At 39.7% G+C, this 22,350-nt stretch carries 19 protein-coding genes and 1 tRNA gene; 1 reads left to right on the top strand and 19 read right to left on the bottom strand.

Annotation, left to right across the window (positions count from 1 at the left end):
• Window positions 1–11 precede the first annotated feature (11 nt).
• The 6 genes from H0486_RS02070 to H0486_RS02045 form a co-directional block, all read right to left on the bottom strand.
• Window positions 12–929 (bottom strand): carbohydrate ABC transporter permease, encoded by a 918-nt coding sequence (locus H0486_RS02070; RefSeq protein WP_228354338.1) that lies wholly within the window; start codon window positions 927–929, stop codon window positions 12–14.
• A 21-nt stretch (window positions 930–950) separates the two neighbouring features.
• On the bottom strand, window positions 951–1,871 hold the full coding sequence (locus H0486_RS02065) for an ABC transporter permease (RefSeq protein ID WP_228351428.1): 921 nt from the start codon (window positions 1,869–1,871) through the stop codon (window positions 951–953).
• Between the two features lie 30 nt (window positions 1,872–1,901).
• On the bottom strand, window positions 1,902–2,933 hold the full coding sequence (locus tag H0486_RS02060) for a LacI family DNA-binding transcriptional regulator (RefSeq protein ID WP_228351427.1): 1,032 nt from the start codon (window positions 2,931–2,933) through the stop codon (window positions 1,902–1,904).
• Window positions 2,934–3,189: 256 nt separating this feature from the next.
• A tRNA-Gln gene (locus H0486_RS02055) sits at window positions 3,190–3,261 on the bottom strand.
• A 119-nt stretch (window positions 3,262–3,380) separates the two neighbouring features.
• Entirely contained in the window at window positions 3,381–4,199 is an 819-nt protein-coding gene (locus tag H0486_RS02050; RefSeq protein ID WP_228351426.1) for an amidohydrolase family protein, read from the bottom strand.
• Between the two features lie 56 nt (window positions 4,200–4,255).
• Complete coding sequence (locus H0486_RS02045) at window positions 4,256–5,434, bottom strand: cation diffusion facilitator family transporter (RefSeq protein WP_228351425.1); 1,179 nt, start codon at window positions 5,432–5,434, stop codon at window positions 4,256–4,258.
• 187 nt (window positions 5,435–5,621) lie between these two features.
• Here H0486_RS02045 and H0486_RS02040 point away from each other — a divergent pair, with 187 nt between their 5' ends.
• Window positions 5,622–7,478, top strand: a complete 1,857-nt coding sequence (locus H0486_RS02040) for a glycerophosphodiester phosphodiesterase (RefSeq protein WP_228351424.1) — start codon at window positions 5,622–5,624, stop codon at window positions 7,476–7,478.
• Window positions 7,479–7,687: 209 nt separating this feature from the next.
• Here H0486_RS02040 and H0486_RS02035 read toward each other — a convergent pair whose 3' ends face one another.
• From H0486_RS02035 to H0486_RS01975, 13 genes are all read right to left on the bottom strand, one after another.
• Window positions 7,688–8,857, bottom strand: a complete 1,170-nt coding sequence (locus tag H0486_RS02035; RefSeq protein WP_228351423.1) for an iron-containing alcohol dehydrogenase — start codon at window positions 8,855–8,857, stop codon at window positions 7,688–7,690.
• A 231-nt stretch (window positions 8,858–9,088) separates the two neighbouring features.
• Window positions 9,089–10,066 (bottom strand): CPBP family intramembrane glutamic endopeptidase, encoded by a 978-nt coding sequence (locus H0486_RS02030; protein ID WP_228351422.1) that lies wholly within the window; start codon window positions 10,064–10,066, stop codon window positions 9,089–9,091.
• A 31-nt stretch (window positions 10,067–10,097) separates the two neighbouring features.
• The gene (locus tag H0486_RS02025) at window positions 10,098–11,423 is read right to left on the bottom strand and encodes a D-alanyl-D-alanine carboxypeptidase family protein (protein WP_228351421.1); all 1,326 of its coding nucleotides are present in this window, start codon (window positions 11,421–11,423) and stop codon (window positions 10,098–10,100) included.
• A 151-nt stretch (window positions 11,424–11,574) separates the two neighbouring features.
• Window positions 11,575–12,438, bottom strand: a complete 864-nt coding sequence (locus tag H0486_RS02020) for a DUF4097 family beta strand repeat-containing protein (RefSeq protein WP_228351420.1) — start codon at window positions 12,436–12,438, stop codon at window positions 11,575–11,577.
• A complete protein-coding gene (locus H0486_RS02015) occupies window positions 12,435–13,142 on the bottom strand; it encodes a LiaF transmembrane domain-containing protein (RefSeq protein ID WP_228351419.1) in 708 nt (235 codons plus the stop codon). Before H0486_RS02015 ends, H0486_RS02020 begins: the two co-directional genes overlap by 4 nt.
• 380 nt (window positions 13,143–13,522) lie before the next feature.
• Entirely contained in the window at window positions 13,523–15,223 is a 1,701-nt protein-coding gene (locus H0486_RS02010; protein ID WP_228351418.1) for a S8 family peptidase, read from the bottom strand.
• 3 nt (window positions 15,224–15,226) lie between these two features.
• Entirely contained in the window at window positions 15,227–16,927 is a 1,701-nt protein-coding gene (locus tag H0486_RS02005; protein WP_228351417.1) for a S8 family peptidase, read from the bottom strand.
• 204 nt (window positions 16,928–17,131) lie between these two features.
• A complete protein-coding gene (rplT, locus tag H0486_RS02000) occupies window positions 17,132–17,488 on the bottom strand; it encodes a 50S ribosomal protein L20 (protein ID WP_228351416.1) in 357 nt (118 codons plus the stop codon).
• 26 nt (window positions 17,489–17,514) lie between these two features.
• Window positions 17,515–17,712 carry a 50S ribosomal protein L35 gene (gene rpmI / locus H0486_RS01995; RefSeq protein ID WP_228351415.1) on the bottom strand — a complete coding sequence of 66 codons (198 nt, stop codon included), beginning with the start codon at window positions 17,710–17,712 and terminating at the stop codon, window positions 17,515–17,517.
• A gap of 84 nt (window positions 17,713–17,796) precedes the next feature.
• Window positions 17,797–18,291 (bottom strand): translation initiation factor IF-3, encoded by a 495-nt coding sequence (gene infC / locus H0486_RS01990; RefSeq protein ID WP_228351414.1) that lies wholly within the window; start codon window positions 18,289–18,291, stop codon window positions 17,797–17,799.
• Between the two features lie 623 nt (window positions 18,292–18,914).
• On the bottom strand, window positions 18,915–20,573 hold the full coding sequence (locus H0486_RS01985; protein ID WP_228351413.1) for a dipeptide ABC transporter ATP-binding protein: 1,659 nt from the start codon (window positions 20,571–20,573) through the stop codon (window positions 18,915–18,917).
• Complete coding sequence (locus tag H0486_RS01980; protein WP_228351412.1) at window positions 20,563–21,369, bottom strand: ABC transporter permease; 807 nt, start codon at window positions 21,367–21,369, stop codon at window positions 20,563–20,565. Before H0486_RS01980 ends, H0486_RS01985 begins: the two co-directional genes overlap by 11 nt.
• Before the next feature lie 13 nt (window positions 21,370–21,382).
• Window positions 21,383–22,330, bottom strand: a complete 948-nt coding sequence (locus H0486_RS01975) for an ABC transporter permease (RefSeq protein WP_228351411.1) — start codon at window positions 22,328–22,330, stop codon at window positions 21,383–21,385.
• Window positions 22,331–22,350: the final 20 nt, after the last annotated feature.

Genomic DNA, 22,350 nt, shown 5'->3' with positions numbered 1-22,350 from the left:
TGGATTTATTTCTAACCCTTCACAGCTCCAATGGTAATTCCCTGTACAAAATATCTCTGTACAATGGGATATAAAAGAACAATCGGACCTGTAACAACAACCGTCAAAGCCATTTTCAAGGACTGTGTAGGCATGGACATCGCCGTTAACGCTCCGCTGCTCCCGCCTCCAAGTGACTCAATAATTCGTTTATATGCCTCAATGTTATTTACCTGTTTGTATAAGAAGTACTGTAGAGGATGCATTGTCTCATTAGATATATAAAGCATTGCGCTATACCAGTCATTCCAGTAAGCCAAAGCGATAAATAATCCTACTGTTGCCATGGCCGGCTTAATCATTGGTACCACTACACGGTACATAGTTTTGAATTCCCCGCAACCGTCAATCTTAGCAGCATCAATTAAGGAATCCGGAACACTCATTATGTAACTTTTCATAATTAAAAGATTATAGACACTGAATAATAAAGGAAGCAATAAAGCCAGATAGTTATTCTTAAGATGAAGTATTCTGGTCATCAGGATATAATACGGAACTAATCCTCCATTAAAGAGTGTTGTAAAATAGAAGAAGAAGGAAAACTTATTACGCCATTCAAATTCTTTTCTGGACAATACATAGGCTGTCATTGTCTGTATGAATAAGCCCAGTATGGTTCCGACGATTGTAAGCACTATGGTTACACCATAGGCTCTAATAACTACCATGGGTTCTTTGAATATCGTCTCATACGCTGCCATCGTAAAATCCTGAGGAACAACATGAAATCCATTCATTCTGATTGCTTCTTCTGAAGAAAAGGAAGCCGAAACTACCATAATAAATGGTATTACACAGAACAGAGCTACACTGCCGTTAACAAAGTAGGATAACAACGATAACAGCTTGGCATCGATTCCTCTTTTTATTTTTCTGGTTTTTGTCATACTCTCCACGTTCTCGCCTCCCTAGAATAAGCTGTAGTCTTTGCTGTAGTTACTTACCAGTTTGTTGGCAAGCAGGATTGTTATGAAGCAAAGAACAGACTGGAAAAGTCCTGCTGCAGAAGCCATACCAAAATCATTGTTACTGATCAAAGCACGGAAGGTAAAAGTATCAATCACATCGGTATAATTGTATAACAAACCGTTATCTCCTACTAAATTGTAGAACATATCAAAGTTACCACGGAAAATACCTCCGACTGCTAAAAGCAACAGGATCACAACTGTCGGCATCATAAGCGGGATGGTAATCTTAAAGATACGTTGGAATACATTGGCTCCATCGATAGAAGCTGCTTCATAAATGGAGGTATCTATACCCATAATTGCAGCAAGGTACATTACAGAACCATATCCCACACCCTTCCAGGCGCCAAACAGGGTTAATATTACCGGCCATATGGCTCCCGTTGTGTAGAAATTAATCTTAGTTCCGCCAATTTTTTCAATGATTCCATTGATAAAGCCATAATCAAAGCTCAGTATATTAAAAGCAATAACCGATACAATTACCCATGAAATAAAATAAGGTAAAAACATAAGTGATTGAGATATTTTTCGAAAATACTTATTCTTCATCTCTGTTAAGAGTATCGCCACTGTCATTTGTAGCACTGTATTAAAAGCAATAAATAAAAGATTATATAATGCTGTGTTTCGCGTTACTAATGAGGCTTGACCGGACTTAAAAAAGAATTCAAAATTCTTAAATCCATTCCAGGGACTGTTAAAAATACCTGATGCATAGGTATATTTTTTAAAAGCAAGAATTATGCCGGCCATAGGGATATATGCGAAAATCAATGTATATATCACTGCAGGCGATAACATCAGCAAAAAGACCCGGTATTTCTTCAGTTTATACAAAAATCCATGTTTCTTCACACTACATACCTCCTGATTGAATAGCTGTTATTATTTCGTAGAGCGCCTCAGGTGTATTTCATAATCCAAGACTGTTTTTGACCTATTGGTATCTCCTTCAATGAGCCCGATTAACCGTTTTCCTGCGATTGTACCAAGCTCTTCTGCGTTAAATCCAATGGCAGTGATGGGTGGATTATTCGTCTGCATATAAATGCTGTCATAAAAGGATGCTACCTTGATATCCCCCGGAACGGTATATCCTTCTTCACGAAGAATTGATAATACTTTTCCGCAGATTACATCATCGGTGCAAACAATACATTCCACTTTTCGCTTCAGAATATTGCGAACCGCCTGCTCCACAAAAACGGAACTGCTGCAGTCCGAAAACACAAGATCCGGTTCAAGCGTAATACCATTATTTTTCAGTGCATTATAATAACCTTCGCATCGATGACGGTTAACCATATGTTTTCTGTCTCCCGCTATCAGAGCAATGCCTTTGACATCATCCGCAATTAACAGCGATATCAGTTTTTCACAGGCTTCCACATTATTATTATCAATCTGTACTATAGTGTCGTCGTCACTGGATCCAATCAGTACATAAGGTATGCCGGTCTTTTTTAAATACGAAATAGCAATATCATTCGTAAAGTTTCTTGTAAGAATAACTCCGTCGACTTTTCTGTGCTCAACCAGTCGCTTTAGCAGATTAATATCCGTCTCCTTGACAGTGGTTACCACAACGTCATAATCCAAGGCTGCTGCAACTTCACATACTCCTAATAAACATATCTGGAAGAACGGTGTATTAATAAAATCTGTATCAGCTGGAAAAGCCACTCCGATATTATATGTCCTCGAATCAGCCAGCCCCTTCGCTATGGAGTTGGGTTTAAAATTATGCTTTTCAATGCACTCCATAACCCTTTGAACGGTTTCCTTCCCAATTCTTCCTTTGCCTGAAATTGCTCTTGATACAGTGGACTTAGATACTCCTAACTCCTCAGCAATATCAGCTATTGTAAGTTTACCTGTAGATAATATGCTGCTATTTTCTTCATTCATTTGTTTCATATCGGTGCTCCTTTATCAGCCCATTATGGTCAATCGGTTGTCCTAAATCAATTATATCATGTAATATTATTATTTCAATTGTCTATTTTTTATATAGTATTTATCGTTAAATTGTGCCTTTTGCATAAAATATAGCGCAACTTAAGTTGCGCTTCAAAAAAAAATACCACATTCTACTTTACTGCTTCATATAAAGATGCTTTCAGTATATAAACATAAAAAAATGACCATTATGAATGGTCATTCTTCTTAACAACTGGGCTACAAGGATTCGAACCTTGAGATGCTGGAGTCAGAGTCCAGTGCCTTACCGTTTGGCGATAGCCCAATATAACCTTCATTCTGTAATTCTTCTCAGAATGATGTGTTTGTCCGTGACTCTTGCCGTGTCACGAATGATATTATAACCTATCGCTCTCTAATTTTCAAGAACAAATTTTATTTTTTTCAATCTTTTTTACATCCTTTTTCTTCCTTAAGCAGCTCCAATGCGTTCCGATATGATATACATTCCATCTCCTCTTCCGTGAAGTTGAGTTTTTTCAGGTGCATGAGTGTATCATACTGGCTTCCCCATGGCGAATCTGTTGCAAATAAGGTTCGGTCAGCACCATGGTTCTTCACTATCCGCTCAAACTGCTCATCTGCAATCATACCAAGAGAATAGCTGATATCGATCCAGACATTCTTCCCCACAATATATTCTTCTACCTCGTCCCATAAGTCAAATCCTCCGGTATGAGCAAGTACAAGCTTCGCATTAGGGCAATCGATCTGACTTAGCATATTGGCTGCTCTCTGTGGGGTACAATGAACCGGATCTGGTAATCCAATATCTACTCCGGCATGAATTACGACAATCAATCCAAGCTTGCAAGCATATTGGATAATTCGCACCATCCCCGGATCATCCACATAGGTTTTCTGATAATCAGGATGGAGCTTAATCCCTGGCAGTCTCAATTCTTTAATCATCGAAAGCTTCTCTTGGTAATCCTCTGATTCAGGATGAATTCCCCCGAAGGAAATTATTCCTTCCTGACCATTAATTTCTGCCGCATAGTTATTCACAGATTCAAATTGAGCGGGCTTCGTTACAACCGGTAAGACAACCGACATTGTAATGTGATTCTCCTTCATAGAACGTTTTAACCCATTCAATGTTCCGTCTGTAAAAGCCTTGATACCTCCGACCTCCTCCAGCTTTTGTATGGTTCGTTCCGCAATTTGATCAGGGAAAATATGTGTATGAAAATCTATTACCATAATACTCTCCGTTCTTTCTATAATCTAACCCCTAAAAAACGATATAAATTCAGGTATTATTCCTCAGCAATAAAGCTATTCTCTATGGTTATGATACATTGATATCTAGTATCATTTTTCCTTATTTCCTCAATAATACGGGATAGGAGCCTCTGCTCCTCGTCCTTGCTATAGGAATGGGGGACTACCAAATCAAAGATCAGATTGATCTGGTGTTCTCCGTTAACCACTCTGAAATCATGAAGAGTTGCCTTTTTCTCAAGTGCCTGAATAATGGACGTTACCATTTCCTTCTTTTCCATAACTGCTGCATCATTTACCTCTATAGGATCCATATGAATTACAAGAAAGATATCCAATTTTTCCAACACATCTCTCTCAATCTGGTCGATGGTCTCATGTGCAATTTCAAAATTAAGATTATTAGGCACCTCCGCATGGATGGTTGCCATATGATGTGTGGGACCATAATTATGAATAATCAGATCGTGTGAACCCACTATCCCCTCATAGCTTTCCACCATATTCGTAATTCTCTGATACATCTCCCGTTCCACTGCCTGACCAAGGAGTGGCTCCAATGTCTCCTTGGCAATGCGAAAGCCTGCAAGCATTACAAAAATAGATACGATAAGACCGACATACCCATCTATCTTTAATCCGGTTATTCCTGCAATGATGGCAGAAATGATGGTTGCCGTGGTCACCGTAACATCTCCAAGGGAATCAGCTGCTGTGGCAAGCATAACAGATGATTTAATCCGTTTACCCAGCTTGCGGTTAAAGAACATAAGCCATATCTTTATTACAACCGACACACATAGAATTACTACAGATACTATATTAAATTTAATATCTTCCGGATGAAGAACCTTAGAAAACGAGCTCTGAAACAAACTAAAACCTACCTGCAGAATCAGAAAGGAAACTGCAAGTGCAGCGATATACTCAAATCTGCCATGTCCAAAAGGATGCTCCTTGTCCGCAGGTCTTTCAGCAAGCTTCACACCAATAAAGCTAATGATTGAGGAAGCAGCATCGGACAAGTTATTGAATGCATCTGCCATTACGGAGATACTATTCATAATCAATCCCACTGTTATCTTGATCCCAAATAAAATTAGATTGCAGATAATCCCAACAATACTGGCCAAAATACCATAAGATGTACGCACAGTGGAATTCTCCACATCTTTGTGGTTTTTTACAAATGTTTTAACGAGTAATTCTGTCAATATATAACCTCCGCTTCACTTTCTGCAATATGTCCCATTGAACAAATTGGCAAACTTTAGAATATTATAATTGTATCACTGAATAATGAAAAATCAAGTAAATACATAACAATTTACTTGTCTAATTATCTTATATAATGCATAATACATAGTATGGAGTTTTTTATAGAAAAGATGGAGAAGCATTATGAAGAATTTTGTAAAAAATAGAAAGAAGAAGTTAATATCAAGTAATCGTTCCTTATTACTATTAAATATCTTGTTCTATATCGCCTTTATTCTGTTTCTTCTGCCTCTTTTCAATCAAGGATTAGCACGTGTAATGCACTTGTCCGGTCTAAGTTATTTAACCACGCAGAATATTGCTTCCTTTTTGCTAGCTCCTCATACCCTATTGTTTCTTCTGATTACCATCATTGTCATAATCCTGTTTTTCTATATAAAATTAACGCTAATCATTCATTATTGTCATATTGATGATAGACTGAACAGGTCCAATGTATTCCTTATTATTGTATCCGGAATCTATAATGCGATTAAGCAATTAGTGAAGGGTAATTTCGGATTATTACTTTTTACCGGACCTTTTTATATCCTCAATTTGTTTTCCGTACTAATCTGTGTCGTTTTCCAAACGAGTTTTGAATTATCCGGAGGCAGGAATGATGAACTCTTTATTCAGGGGCTGATTACTGCATTTCTATTATTAATCAGCCTAATTGCCTATCGAGGCATCTTTACTGCTCATTATTGCATTAACGAGAATCTATCTTTTTCAGAAGCATTTGAACGTTCGAAAGCATTGTTAAAGGGGCGCAATACCAAAACCATTCTTCGTCTTCTTCTGGTAGATCTCATTCTGGCTGTATGCTACTTTATCGTATATTATGCAGTATTGATAATCACGGCTGTTATTATTTATCTTTTCTGGGATAAGTCAATCGTGATTTCTCTCTTTCTCTCAACATATCAAAAGCTTGGTGTATATTCTACGCTGGTATATGGAATGATCGCATTTATCATCAATATCAATGTGATATCAACAATGTACCATAACTACCGGGCAGAACAGAAGAACATGGAAGCCTTGTCGGGCAATACCATTGTGCTTCCACAAAAGTATGAACAGGTAAAAAAGCATCCGTATCTTGTTACCTTTCTTCTCATTATTACCTTCTCCTTCGGACTTATTAACTTCTTTTTAAGTCTCAGAGATGATACCCTTTTTATCATGGAAGAAGCATTTACTCCCATCGAAATTTCTTCCCATCGTGGGAATTCTCATGTAGCCCCGGAGAACACAATTCCGGCACTTGAGAATGCAATTGTCGCTCTCTCGGATAGCGCAGAGATTGATGTTCAGTTGACGAAGGATGGCGTTCCGGTTCTATTCCACGATAAAACCCTATGGAGAATTGCAGGAATAAACAAGTACATATCCGATATGACCTATGAAGAACTATCTCAGTTGGATGTGGGTGTATGGTTTAGTCCCCAATTTGCAGATACGAGAATACCCACTCTGGAAGAGGCGATGGAATACTGTAAAGGCAAGATTAACCTGAATATCGAGATTAAAGTACATAACAACTCGCACGAATTAACACAGAAGCTTGTAGAACTAATTCATAAATATGATTATGAATATCAGTGCGTTGTTTCCTCCTCGGATTATAATGCTCTGGTAATGATCAAAAGATTAAATGATAAAATTAAGACAGGGTATATCCTGTCCGGTGCATATGGGAACTTCTATAATCGGGAGAATATCGACTTTTTCAGCATCCGATCCGGATTTGTTACTAAAAATGTAGTAGATGGTGCTCATGAAGCCGGAAAAGAGGTTCATGTATGGACGGTAAACGCTCCGGTAGAGATAGAACGAATGAAATCCATCGGTGTGGACTGTATCATCACAGACAACCCAACTCTGGCTAAGGAAATCATTTATCGGGACGATACCAATGCTACCATAATTGCATTTATGCGACAAATGCTTCGTAAACGCAGTCTATACCGCCTTGTCAACTTTCTGAATCAATAAAGCTCAGGGCTGTTGCTATAACAGCAGGAATTATGACTTACCTCACACACAGACGGAAGTACAGATTGCAAAATTCGATATGCATCAGACGAACTTAAAAGTTCGCCTTATCCATACAAATTTTACAATCTGTTCTTCCGACAGTGTATTATGGTAAGTCATATCCCTGCTGATACAAGTTGCAACAGTCCCTGAGCTAATTTAATTCTCTATAATGCAAGGCGGTAGATCTGCTCTACGTCCTTGCCTGTGAGTTTTACAAAGTTACCCATAGTACCGGTTTCACCCAGTCCAAGCTTTTCAACCATTAATGGAATATCCTCTTCCTTCGCTCCCAGCTCTCTGAAATTGATTGGCATACCAATGGAAGATAAAAATTGCTTTAGACGTTCTATTCCTTCCAGAGCCGTCTCTTCCGGATTCATGAAATTCATTTGACATCCCCAGACTCTTACCGCCAACTGTGCAAACCGATTTACGTCATGTTTCATCACATAGGTCATCCATGCCGGGAAAATAACTGCCAGTCCTGCTCCATGGGCTACATCGTATAATGCGGATAATTCATGCTCTATGCCATGACTTGACCAGTCCTGATCTCTTCCGACACCAACCAGATTATTATGTGCAACCATTCCGGCCCACATTATATTGGCTCTTGCCTCATAATTATTGGGATCGGCTATTACCCTAGGCACTTCCTTAATCATGGTTAGAAGAACGGCTTCACATAGACGGTCGGTAATCTCGACCTCCTTCGTATTGGTAAAATATCGTTCAAATACATGTGCCATAATATCAGTAGCTCCGGCAGCTGTCTGATATGCGGGTAAGGTCTGTGTAAGTTCCGGATTTAGGATGGAGAATACCGGTCTTAAAGCTTCCCCTCCGGCTCCTCTTTTTAGCATACCCTCTTCCTTCGTGATAACGGAATCACCGGAGCCTTCACTTCCGGCGGCCGCAATGGTAAGCACTGTTCCAACCTTCAAAGCATCTGTAACTGGTTTCCCTTCATAGAAATCCCAAAAATCTCCCTCATATCTTGCACCTGCAGCAATTGCCTTCGCGGAGTCGATAGCACTACCTCCTCCTACTGCAAGAATAAAGTCTACTCCTTCCTTACGGCAAAGCTCGATTCCCTGATATACAAGACCACTTCTTGGGTTCGGTTGTACCCCGCCAAGTTCTATAAATGGGACGCTTTCCTGCTGTAGTGAGTTCTTAACACGATCAAGTAATCCGGAGCGTACAACTGAGCCTCCACCATAATGGATTAATACCTTGCTTCCCCCAAAACGCTTCACATAATGCCCTGCTTCCTTCTCAGTATCTTTCCCGAACACAAAGTAGGTAGGGCTATAGAAAGTAAAATTATTCATAATACCATGCTCCTTTCATATATAACAACTGGTTCTCACCTATTTCTATCATACTGAATTGCTTGTACTTTTTCCATGTGTTTTATTATATCTTTGTATTCAATAATAATAATACTGTTACACTAAGGCGTATTATATGCTTCTTTATCGTTTCTATTCAGAAAAAAACTCCTTATCAGTCCATACATAAGCAATTTACGTTGACTGATAAGGAGCATATTCCTTGATAACCTATCCCCATATTGTTACTGCAACTATAATGATTATACAGAATAATGAGAATAATATGGTACCGGCATTTAGGATATAGACTGATTTTTGAATCGGATAAGAAGACTTATGAAATACAATCTGTTTCCTGTTTAAAACAAACAGTAATATGCCTACTATGATTGCGGTGAATACCCATATTGGCATTAATATAATGGCGATGTAATTCTGATCTGATACCAATGGCAGAAAGCTGGTTCCCATAGCATTTATCATCATATGTAGTACGATGGTATACTTAATGGTATTCGTTTTAAGCACCACATAGGCGAAGATGATACCCAATACTGAAGCATAGACAAACTGAGCTAAATTCATATGATACAATCCAAATGCTATTCCGGATAACAGCATTGCCGGTATATCACCAAATCTACGAAGCTTCTCCAACAAAAGCTTTCTGAATATAATCTCTTCTACAATAGGTGCAATTAGTGCCACATAAAGAAAGGTTATGGCAAAATTATTATTTGACATGGCATCCAATGCAGGATTGGCAATATCATCGCCCTTTAACAGGGATATTAAGAAGTTAATTATCGTTCCAAAGAGATTTGATAAATACATCGCTCCTGCACAGACGAGAAAAATCCCCAGAAAATGAGATATCTTTAATTTCACTTTTTCTCCTTTCGGAGAATCAGGGATTTTCCTGACCAAGAGGTAGAAAACAGGAAGACCAATTCCGATTATTGTTACAGACGTCAGTAACCATATATACCAGTTCGTCTCTGGGACTTCAGGCAGGAATCTGGTTAAAATGGTATTGATCACAACCTGGAACAGCTGGGATACAAAGCCCATAGCAAACAACGCAAGTCCAACCCGTGTAATCACCTTCTTGGGATCAATACCTTGTTCCATATCATATTCATAATTTTGATCCGAACTCTGATCATAGAGTTCGGTATCTATCATTTCTATGTTATTCTGATCCAAAATCATTCCCCCTTATCAATATTATCCTCATCTATTCCTTCTCAAGTCCATATTTCAATAGTGCAATCGCATCCTCCCACCTACCGGTTGAAGTAGAATCCATGACAGCACATACTACTTTTTTGCCATCACATTCTGCTGCGGCAACAATACATCGACCGGCAATCGTACTAGTTCCGGTCTTTAGTCCCACTGCATGGGAATAAAACTGACCACTGTACTGCTTGATTAGCTTATTGGTATTCGTCCAGGTAACATCCTCTCCACTGACAAATATATTTCTGGAGCTACTTTGACAGCTGATCTCCGTAATGGTATCATTCTGCGCGGCTGCTATCCCAATCAGTCCCATATCATAGGCCGTTGTATACTGACCAATGGCATCATAACCGTCGGGTGTCTTAAAGCAGGAATTCTTTACTCCAAGTGCTGCCGCCTTCTTGTTCATCAGCCTTACAAACTCAATGACCGCCTCCTCCTTTGTAGCCTCCATGTTATCAAGTGACTTTCGTCCTACATAAGTAGCAACGGCATACGCCGCATCATTTCCAGAGGGTAGTAGCATGGCTGCCATTAAATCACGAATGGTGAGTATCTCCCCCTCCTTCAGATAGGCACGTGTTGAATCAGATGCGATCATTGTAATCTCATCACCAATGGTAACCTGTTCCTCCTCATCACACCAGTCAAGAGCGACGAGCGAGGTCAAAAGCTTTATAGTGCTTGCCGGAAATACTGCTTCAACAGGGTTCTTATGATACAATACTTCCTTTGTGTCTGCATCGAACAGAATTGCTGCCTTTGCATCTATGCTAATGTCCGGATTGCTAATATCGAGGGTTTGTTCCAGCTCGCTATCAATTATTAGCTCCGGAATATAGGACATATAATCTACATCCTTAGCATTATATATTAATTGAGGCTCTGATACGTTGTCAGCAGTAGCGCTTAGGACGTCTCCCTTCGTTGAATCTGCGGATAAAGCTTCCTCTCCCTCATTTGTTAACCAAGACTCCTGAGTAACACTATCAATCGCAGGATTCAGCGCCATATCATTAACTGAATTATCCAATTGCTGGCTTTCTTGTGCAAGAATATTGTCTGCCGCTTTCGCGAGTATTTCTTTATAGGCATCATTTTCATCTTCTATTAGCTGTTGGGCCTGATCGTCCACTGTCACATCATCAGTCGAATCATTTATATTATCTTCCTTAGTAGATCCTTCCTCCAATGCGTAGCTTTTATCCTTTGTGGTCTCGCTACTGCTATGACGGACCATATAATCTGCTCCGATATAAAGCCCGATCATAATGATACAGGTAAAAAAAAGCAACCCAAGCAAGCTCTTTTTATTCATGTTGTTCTCCTTGTAAAATCTTATTTCGTATACTACTAAGCTTTATAATACAGCAAACTGGGGTGTCATGACAACACCCCAATCCCTATTTTATCTTAATTGTAATATTTGTATACAAAGAATGCAACCGTATTATGACCATTTATGACAATCAATTGTCAATTTCAATAGTAACATCCCCTATACCTCCATCAATTTCAATGGAATTAAGGGCTCCCTTGTTCTTTTTATACTCCGCAGAGATCTTACTTCCGTTCAGACGTATGGTACCTATACCGGAATCAATATCCAGATAGTAATCTTTTTCATCACCGAATAGCTTTAAATTCACATTACCTATACCACAATCAATCTTTGAGTCACCGAATAATACTCCTTCGATCTCAAGATTGCCCATACCATTATCCAAATCGGCATTCTTCAGAACCGCATTCACAAACTTAACATTCCCTAAACCACCATCAATCTTGGCACGACTGGCTGATATATTATAACCATTGATATTCCCTGCTCCTGCTGAAATATACAGGTAATCTGTCTGCAGGTTTTCCAAGGTTACATCCCCTGCCCCGGTATCTATTTTAACCTCATCAGCCATAAAATCATTGGGTAGATATAAGGTTATCTTGGAATTCGGACTACCAAAACCGCTAAAATGGAAACCAAAGAAATGGATGCCACCTTCATCCTCAGATATTACTAATTCTCCATTCTTAGTTACCTTTGCAGTAAAATCATCGGATACGTCTGTTGCTTCCACTCTAATTGAATCTCCGGTCTTAATCCTTAACGTTCCGGATATATTCTGGATATCCAAGCTAGTAACGTCGGTAAAGGTTTCATCAAAATCCACATTCACATTATTGTCGCGGTTCCTGTTCTCAGGAGTAAACCTCCATCTTCCAAAAGACGCAATAGAAAAAACCAGATTGGCTATGGAGGATATAATGGCTACCGCCAGGATTATTGCAAATGCTGTTGCACAATATTTAATTACTCTTTGAAAGCTATTCATTTGATATCAATCCCTCCAAACATACATGTAGAGTTTAGATATACCGTCGGTGCATTAGGGTCCATGGATTGATCATATTTATTGCTGATCCCGCCAAAAATCGGAACATTATTCGTCTTTACCTTTAAGCCACCTGGCAGATAGATATCAATTCCGCCAAAAATAGCTGATGCATTGATCTCTATATCCCCAGTAATAATCGCATCACGTAGATCTAATACTACAGCTCCAAAAATCGCATTCAAATTCGTTCCTACAAATTGATCAGTTACATGAACTTTATTGCTGCTAAAGATTGCGCTGTATTCTGTCTTGCCGGCTCCCGTAAAATTCTGCTGTGTTGTATTCCCATCCGATTGAAAGGACTGATTAAAATGGGAAGGCCCCTTACGGAATGCTCCCTGAAACATAATTCTAAGACCTATAAGTATCAAAATACCTGGAATAATTAATCTCCATATACTAAAGTTAAAATTAATATGATAGGACAGGAACCATACCACACCTATAATAAAACCACAGGTGGATCCGAAGCCAAAGCCACTTTGGATCATACTGATAAAGCATGGTATAATGATTAGAAAGGTCCACCATCCATCAAAGAATAATTGGAAATCCCAAATATTCAGAACATCTCCTGCTATTCCTATACCGATTGCTATCAGAAATAACCCCCACAATGAATTAGATATTTTATTTCTCATACTTCCTCCTTTTACCTTTCGGTACCATCATTCACCCTATATTACATTTAAATGGTATAATATGTTTTAATCATACTTCATGTTGTTAAAAAGTGCAATATTTATCCAATATCTCTAATTAAATTCTAACCTTATTAATTGTTACTATTTTCACCTCATAAAACTGGATAAACATGATAGGGAGGGGATGTTGCATAATGTATCATTGGGGGCAATTACTTACCATAATACACTGTCGGAAGAACTTATTGTAAAATTTGTATGGATGAGGCGAACTTTTAAGTTCGTCTGATACATACAAATTTTGCAATCTGTACTTCCGTCTGTGTGTGAGGTAAGTAATTGCCCCCAATGATACATTATGCTACATCCCCGTATACTTAGATAACCGAACGCAACACATCAAAAACATTGAAGACATCAAGAATTCCATATCCCCAGTCTCTGTTCGGATAGATCAGGTTATCACTTCTTCTGGCTCCTCGGATAATAAAGTTCTTAATCTCCACCGTATCGACTCCCGAGTAATTTCCTCTTACAATTCCCCATTCTAACAGCATGGCAGCCACCCCGGCGGTATGTGCTGCCGCCGCTCCCGTGCCAGTCATACGTGCAAATCCTTTATTCAGGGTTGGAGCCTTAATATTTACACCCGGCGCAGCAAACTCCGGCTTAATAATTCCTGTTCTGGAATACCCTCTGCTTGCATTGGGATATAAGTTATTGTTTGCAGTATTATAAGCTGTTACTGTCATTGGTGTCATGGCATTCCCCGGTGAGGTTATGGTTGTATAAGGATTTGATTGTATAAAATAAGTATCCTGTAATACAAAATCTCTTATAGGCAGCCATGCATTTACAGAACCTTCAAACTCTCCTCTGGAATAAACCTGAAATCTCCAGACTCCAGGAGTCGGATTAGCAAACCGTAGATAAATCACCTGATCTCCAACGATGGGCTCTACCATTATGTAATCCAGATATATTTGCGTTCGTTCAAATATAAACGAAATCGTTCGATTGACACGTATACTTTCTTCAATTCTTGGTACATACTCCCCTGAGGGTGATAGAATATCTACTGAGTAGGTATTGGGCGCAGCACCCCATACTTCCATGATAAAACCCGTCTCCCCCTCCGCTACATTCAACTCCATCGTGGCATAGCCTATGCTCGGATTAATCGTGCTGAAAAAGTGTCTTCTACCATTTCCTTCATTTCCTGCAGCGACAGTAACTACAACCCCACTGTAATCTGCAACCGCAGAAGTCATGGCACCGAGAGGACTTCTTCCTGTATGAGCCCCCAGACTGGATCCCATACCTATACATATGGATAACGGCCTCTGGAGCCTTCTCGCTGTTGTTACGATATATTGAATTCCCCACATGAGATCATTTTCTTGATACGCAGGAACATCTGGAGGAATTAAGTTTGCATCTCGAATTAACTGTTTCATCTGTTTTAGTTTTACAACTATTAGGTCCGCATCTGGGACCACTCCGCTGAAATCATTTTCCTCGTCCTCATTTCCAACAGCGATTCCTGCCAGCATCGTGCCGTGTCCATTTTCATCTGTACTAGGCACTACTTCCAATGGATTTTCACTTGCTAAAGCCTCATTTATTGTTTCATTTAGATATTCCGTACCATAGAAGTAGGGTAAGGGCGGCTGTTCGCTTTCTATGGTCTGATCCCATAATGCAATTATTTTACTGGTTCCATCCGGCTTAATAAATACCGGATTCGTATAATCAATGCCAGTGTCAAGAATACCTATAATTACCCCACTTCCCCGAAGATTGAATACTGGTGAGGTGCGAATCCTTGTAATACCGGAAGCATCCAAACTTGCTTTACTCATAAGTCCATAAGCACCAGGCACCTTAAAGAAGCCAAGTCTAGGAATTGTCTGGACAGTGACTGTCTCCATGGGCATGTAGATTACTGCAAAGCGACTATTGATAATATGTGGGGTACCCTGAGGAAACTGTTCAAAAATCCGGGTATTTCTGTCGTATTCCACCAATAGATCATAAAAATTATTATCCGTTATTTTAAAACGTTCTTCCTCAGTCATTGCTTACACCCCTCTTCTTAATGCATCAAATACATTATAAATATCCAGTATGCCATATCCCCAATCCCGGTTCGGGTACTCAATTTCTAAATTCCTTTTGGCTCCTCTGATCATAAAGACTTTCATTTGCTGGGTATTCACAGCCTGCTGATTTCCTCTGACAATGGCCCATTCGAGAAACATAGCTGCGACACCTGTAGTATGTGCTGCACTAGCACTCGTTCCTGTGACCTCATTAAAGCCGTGCTCCAGATTCGGTGCCAGAATAGAAACCCCCGGAGCTGCTAGCTCCGGTTTAATGTCTCCTATTCTTGAATAGCCCCTGCTAGCATTAACATACAAGCTGTCATCCACTGTATCATACGCTGTTACTGTAAGCGGAACAGGTGCATTTCCAAGGGATAGAATTGTTGTATAGGGATCCGAACGAATAAAATAGGTATCATCCGATATAAATCCCGTCATAGGCAGCCATATGTGAAAGGTTTCATCAAACATTCTGCTTCCATATACTCGAAATCTCCAAATACCAGGGGCTGGATTTTGAAATCGCATCAAAATCAACTGATCTCCGCTTTGAGATTCAACCATTTGATAATCTATATTAATGATTGTTGGTTCAAAGATAAAGGTTATCTGTCGATGTTCATCCAGTCTCGGCACAATTCTGGGAATATACTCGCCAGAGGGTGATTGAATGTCTACCGTAAAAAGAAATGGTGTCCGACCCCATAGTTCCATTGAAAAACCTGGTTCATTCTCTCCCACATTCAATTCTACCATATCATATCCAAGCACATGATCAACGGTACCAAAGTAGTGCCTTCTTGCACTACCCTCATTGCCTGCTGCCACAACAACCGCAAACCCCACATATTCTGCAATCAATGATAAATAACTGCTCAACGTTCCTCTGCCGTCGTGTGCTCCCTGAGAAGTACCCAAGGCGATACAGATTGCGATGGGTCGATTTAAGGAAAGGGCTACATTAACCAGATATTCCAATCCGAATATGATGTCATTTTCCTGGTAACAGATTGCATCCTCCGGTATTAGAAAGAACTTCTTTATATTTTGCTTTGCTGGTTTGAGCTTTACTACTACAAAATCCACCTCCGGTGCTACACCGGTAAAATTACTTTCCGGTACTGCACTGCCCCCTGCGATTCCTGCCAGCATAGTACCGTGTCCAACTTCATCCGTACTTGGAACAATATCTAATGGTGTTTCACTTTGCAGTGCTTCGTTTATCTGTTCCCTGGTATACTCCGTTCCGTAGTTAGCGATTGCCGGAACGTTATCGCTTTGAATGGTCTGATCCCATATGGAAAGAATTCTAGTTGTATTATCTGCATTTTTAAAAACTGGATTCGTATAATCTATTCCGGAATCGATAATACCCAATAGAATTCCCTGTCCTCGTAAATTGAAGTTTGGTATATTGCGTAATCTGGTTACGCCGGAAGCCTCCAGACTGGCTTCACTGATGAGGCCAAAAACGGATGGTAATGAAGCATAGCCTAAGCCCAGTATTGTTTCCTGCGTTATCTGCGCAACCGGTAAATGAACTACTGCGTGGAGATAGTTTATTATCTGAATCGTCGCATTATCGAAGCCCTGAAGCAAACTCAAATTACCGCCATATGCTATTAATAAATCTGCGTAATCATTACTGATTATTCTCTCTTTCTCATCAGCTGTCATTCTGTTTCATCTCCATACTTCCTTACTCTATTATATAGGGATTACTACATTGCTATACTTCAAATATATTGATCTTATTGAAAAAAGGCTGTTACTGCGCTGTGCTTCCCCGTCCGGCATAACAAGCTAATTCATTAGCCTGTATGCCTGAAAGGGTATCACAGCTGCTGTAACAGCCTTTAACTATTTATTTTATAATATATATTATGCTAACTTTGACTTTGCAACTTCAACTAATGCAGCGAAGCCCTGTGCGTCATTGATCGCCATTTCAGAAAGCATCTTTCTGTTGATATCCACGTTTGCTAATTTTAACCCATGCATAAGTTTGCTGTAGGATAATCCATTCATTCTTGCAGCAGCATTGATTCTGGCAATCCATAACTGTCTGAATTGTCTCTTTCTTTCTTTTCTACCTGCAAAGGATGAAGTTAAAGCTCTCATTACTGATTGCTTTGCTACTCTATATTGTTTAGATCTGGCTCCTCTAAAGCCTTTCGCCAGCTTTAATACTTTATTATGTTTTTTCTTAGCGTTCAATCCGCCTTTGATTCTTGCCATGTTCTATTCCTCCTTGTACCTATCTCTTACAGATATGGTAAGATTTTCTTCATGTTCTTGATATTAGTTGCATCCGTCATAGCTGCTTTTCTGAGATTTCTCTTTCTTTTAGCGGATTTTTTAGTTAAGATATGTCTCTTATAAGCTTTACTTCTTTTTAATTTTCCGGTACCTGTTACTTTGAAACGCTTCGCAGCTGCTCTGCTTGTTTTTAATTTTGGCATGATATTTCCTCCTTAATTATAATACAGCTGGTAGCTACATCATATAAATCTGCAGCCTTCCGAAATGCTGTTATATTTAGTATTTTAACGTTTTTCTGATAAGAACATAATCATACTTCTTCCTTCGAGCTTTGCAGGCTTTTCGATCACTGCGATATCCTCGAGCTTGGCATAAAAGGAATCCAAGATTACTTTTGATGAAGCAGTATGGGCCATCTCACGGCCACGGAAGCGTAATGCAACTTTTACCTTGTCTCCATGAGTTATGAATTTCCGTGCTTGATTCGCCTTTGTATTCAAATCGTTGTCATCAATATTCGGTGATAAACGAATTTCTTTCACATCGGTTACTTTTTGCTTTTTCTTTGCTTCCTTTTCTTTTCTCGCCAACTCATATCTGTATTTACCGTAATCGATTATCTTACAAACCGGCGGTTTTGCTGTTGGTGCAATTTTAACAAGGTCCAGATTTGCATCCTTTGCCAGTTTCAATGCATCCTTTGATGACATGATACCTAACTGCTCTCCGTCTTCACCAATCAGGCGAACTTCTTTGTCCCTGATCTGTTCATTAATCATTAAATCGCTAATAGTACTACACCTCCATAGGTTATAAATAAATAGTTACTGATAATCACTGCACTAGGCAGCCTCTGTGGTTATGACGAATAATCTATAAAATAAAAAAGATGGATAATAAGATTATCCACCTGCATACTCTGCTACACTAATATCTTAAAAAAAGATACTGTATAAATTCATAAGCCATAACCCGGTCACAGTAAAATAATTTTACGCTATGGGTGAGAGATGGATTCTCTTCTTTTCCTTGCAAATATTGTCATACAATACTCACAGCGTAGATATTGTAACATCTCCATCGACAATTGTCAATACCAAACTTTCGAAACTGTTATGTTTCATTAAAATAAGAGAGGATAGGAAGAGTCGGGAGCTGGAAGTATATCCGCCGCGAAGCCGTTTCCACTAAGTTGCACTGCGTAGCGGTACATAAGGCTCTAAAGAACAAGAACAGAGCCTAAGTACCGACGCGTGCAAATACTCCGCTATGGATATATTTCCAGCTCCCGACTCTCTCCTATCCTCTCTTATTTGCCGATACATAGAGCTCTAAAAAACAGAGCTCAAGTACCGGCTGATATATATTCTCGCTTCTTGTTATATTCCTATCCTCTAATCCTCTAGAATTCAGTAGGTAGTGTGGATTCTAGGAGCAAACGGCTATATTCTTTATCTGGATTACGAAAGAATTCCGTTCGATCTCTGGTTTCGATGATTTCTCCCTCGTGCATGACGCATATTCTGTTACATATCTGATAGACAACGTTTAAGTCGTGGGATATGAATAAGTAAGATAAATGGTACTTCTTTTGAAGGTGCTTTAATAATTCTAAAATTTGTGCCTGAATGGTAACATCCAGGGCAGAGACCGGTTCATCCAATATAATGAGTTCCGGGTTTAAAATAAGCGCTGCGGCGATAGCAACTCTCTGTCTCTGTCCCCCACTAAGCTGTGACATATATCGATTAAGATGCTCCTTCGATAATCCTACCTGTTGTATTATCTCGATAACCTTTGCCTGTCTTTCCTTCTTGGTATATCCGCCCTGTATCCGTAACGGTTCCTGCAGAATCCAGTCTACCCTTTTCGATGGATTCAAGCTTCCATACGGATCCTGAAATACCATCTGGGGACGATTGTATCTTGTAATTCCTTCTATCGCTCCATCATAATTCCACCTTACTACACCCTCAGTATCCCGTATCAGCCCTGCAATGGCCTTTGCAAGAGTTGTTTTACCGGAGCCACTCTCACCAACAATACCAAGTACTTCCCCTTTTATGATTTGTAGGGAAGCATTCTTAACAACATGTTTGGCTTTCGAGGAAGAGAAAACTCTCTTTCCGTGCTCTCTATAATATACATTCAGATTTTCAACACTGACTAAGGCATTTTCCCGGTTGGCTTCTGTTACAGACACTCCATCTTTGTTCTTCTCTTGATCAAAGTCCTCACTGTCCTTCACTGGTTTCATAAGCTGGCTCATCCAGGTGACTGGTGCTGCCTCAATTAGCATTTTGGTATATTCTGTTTTCGGATTTAGAAAAAGCTCTTTCGCAATTCCCTGTTCTACAATTCTTCCATCTTTCATTACAAGTACTCTGTTGCAGATGCTAGTAATAACGCCCAGATCATGGGATACAAATAAGATAGCCGTACCGTGCCTTTGATTGATCTCCTTTAACAGCATGATGATTTTCTTCTGAATGGTAACATCCAGTGCCGTAGTTGGTTCATCCGCAATCAGTAATTTAGGTCCGGCAATCATGGCCATGGCAATCATAGCTCTTTGCCTCATTCCACCAGATAATTGATGGGGATATTTATGATATATGTCCTCAGCCTCAAGCAGGCCTGCTTCCTTCATTATTGCAATGGTTCTGTTTTTATACTCTGTCGGATCACATGTTTCGTGCAAGCGGAGCATTTCCTCCACTTGAGCACCTACGGTGAGCACTGGATTAAATGAAGTCATGGGCTCCTGAAAAATCATGGCCATATGTGTTCCCTTTAAGGCTCTCTGCTCCTCCAAGGATGAGGTCAGGATATCTTTACCGTCAAATAGAATCTTACCTTCCATAACCCTTGCATCCTTTGGTAGCAGACTCATTATGGCCAGGGAAGACATACTTTTACCGGAACCGGATTCGCCCACAATACCTATGATTTCTCCCTCCTCCATTGTAAATGAGACATGATCCACTACAGGGACTATAGAATTATGTTCAGAGAAACCAATCGTAAGGTTTTCTACACTAAGTAAGGTGTTAGTCTTCATCTGATAGCCCTCCACTCAACAGGCTGACGCCTAATAAGGTAAATACAATTAATAATCCGGGTGCCAAGGCATACCATGGAGCATTCAATATATATGCCTGTGCTTCAGATAGCATACGGCCAAGACTGGGATCCGGCGGCTGTACACCCAATCCAAGATAACTCATACCTGCTTCTGCAAGTACCGCATTATTAAAGCCAATGAGCAGGGATGGCAATAGAATTTTACGGGTATTCGGAAGGATATGCAGGAACATAATACGAAGGTCTCCGGCTCCCATAAGCTTTGCATTCTTCACAAAATCCATTTCCCGAAGAACAATATACTCGCTTCGTACCACCCTGGCATAGCTGGGAACAAAAATGATGCCCAGCGCAAGCACTACATTATAAGTACCTGGTCCCAATGCACTTACAAATATTAATGCAAGAAGAATACTGGGAAAGGAGGTTACACCATCATTAATTCTCATTAATATCTCATCCAGCAAGCCCCCATAATATCCTGTTATCGCTCCTAATATCGTCCCTATTGTGGCACCAATCATAACCGTTATTATAGCGATCAAAAATGTAATACCCGCCCCCTCCATCACACGGCTCATGATGTCCCTGCCAAAATTATCTGTTCCAAAGGGATGTGATAGCGTGGGTCCCATGTTTTTTAATGCCGCGTTCATCTTATTAGGGTCATAGGGTGTATGTATCCGACCAATAATTACAAATAGTAATACCAATCCGACCATGATGCATCCAACTATAAAGTTACTGTTATATTTACCCTCTGCTTTTTTCATACCCAATCCTCTGTTAGCTGTTTTTCACATTGACTCTCGGATCAATTCTTTGATAGAGAAGGTCAACTGCAAAGTTTATTCCAATTACTACCGTAGCAATATATAAAATGATGGCTTGTACCACATTAAAGTCCCTGTTTGATATAGCCACCAGTAATGTTCTTCCCAGGCCGGGCAGATTAAAAACCTGTTCAATCAGAATAGCGCCTGCCATAATATCTGCCAACATCATTGCCAGAAAAGTTATTACCGGAATTAAGGCATTCTTGAGAACATGCTTATATAAAATATCCTGTTCCTTCATTCCCTTACTTCTGGCTGTTCTGACATAATCCAGCTTCATCTGTCTCAGAATAGAGCTTCGAAGGAATTTTACCAGCATTGCAATCTTTGGAATTGCGATAGCAATTGCCGGAAATATCATGAAAGAGAGAAAACCTGTAAAGCTCTCCGAATAGCTGACATACTTACCGGGTGTAAACCATTTTAGGATAACTCCAAATATATAGGACAGTATCATACCCAGAAAAAAAGCTGGAATTGCCATACTAACCTGAGTTAAGGTTGTAATAACGTGATCAGATGGATGGTTCTTCTTCTTAGCACTCACAATCCCTAAGGGCAATGAAACAATAATAATCAATATAAAAGATATGACCGCAAGCCAGATGGTTACCGGCAAACGGTCACGAATTAATTGGCTAACCGGCATTTTATATTGTACCGAGGTACCAAAATCACCTGTTATTGCTTTGGATAACCAGATACCATATCGAATGGGAAGGCTTTTGTTCAGTCCCATTGCTTCCCGATAATCCTCTAGCTGTTGCTCTGTTGCAGACATTCCCAGAGCAGATAAAGCGCTATCTCCGGGAATGACCTGAAACATGGTGAAAGTAAAGATGGATACTATAAAAAGTGTTATAATGAGAGTAATTCCTTTTTTTAATATATACTTCATCTACTTCCACCCCTTTCTTA

Source organism: Variimorphobacter saccharofermentans, assembly GCF_014174405.1.
GTDB classification, from domain to species: domain Bacteria; phylum Bacillota; class Clostridia; order Lachnospirales; family Lachnospiraceae; genus Mobilitalea; species Mobilitalea saccharofermentans.
The sequence above is the reverse complement of the archived record's forward strand: the minus strand, read 5'-3'. Positions and strand labels throughout refer to the sequence as shown.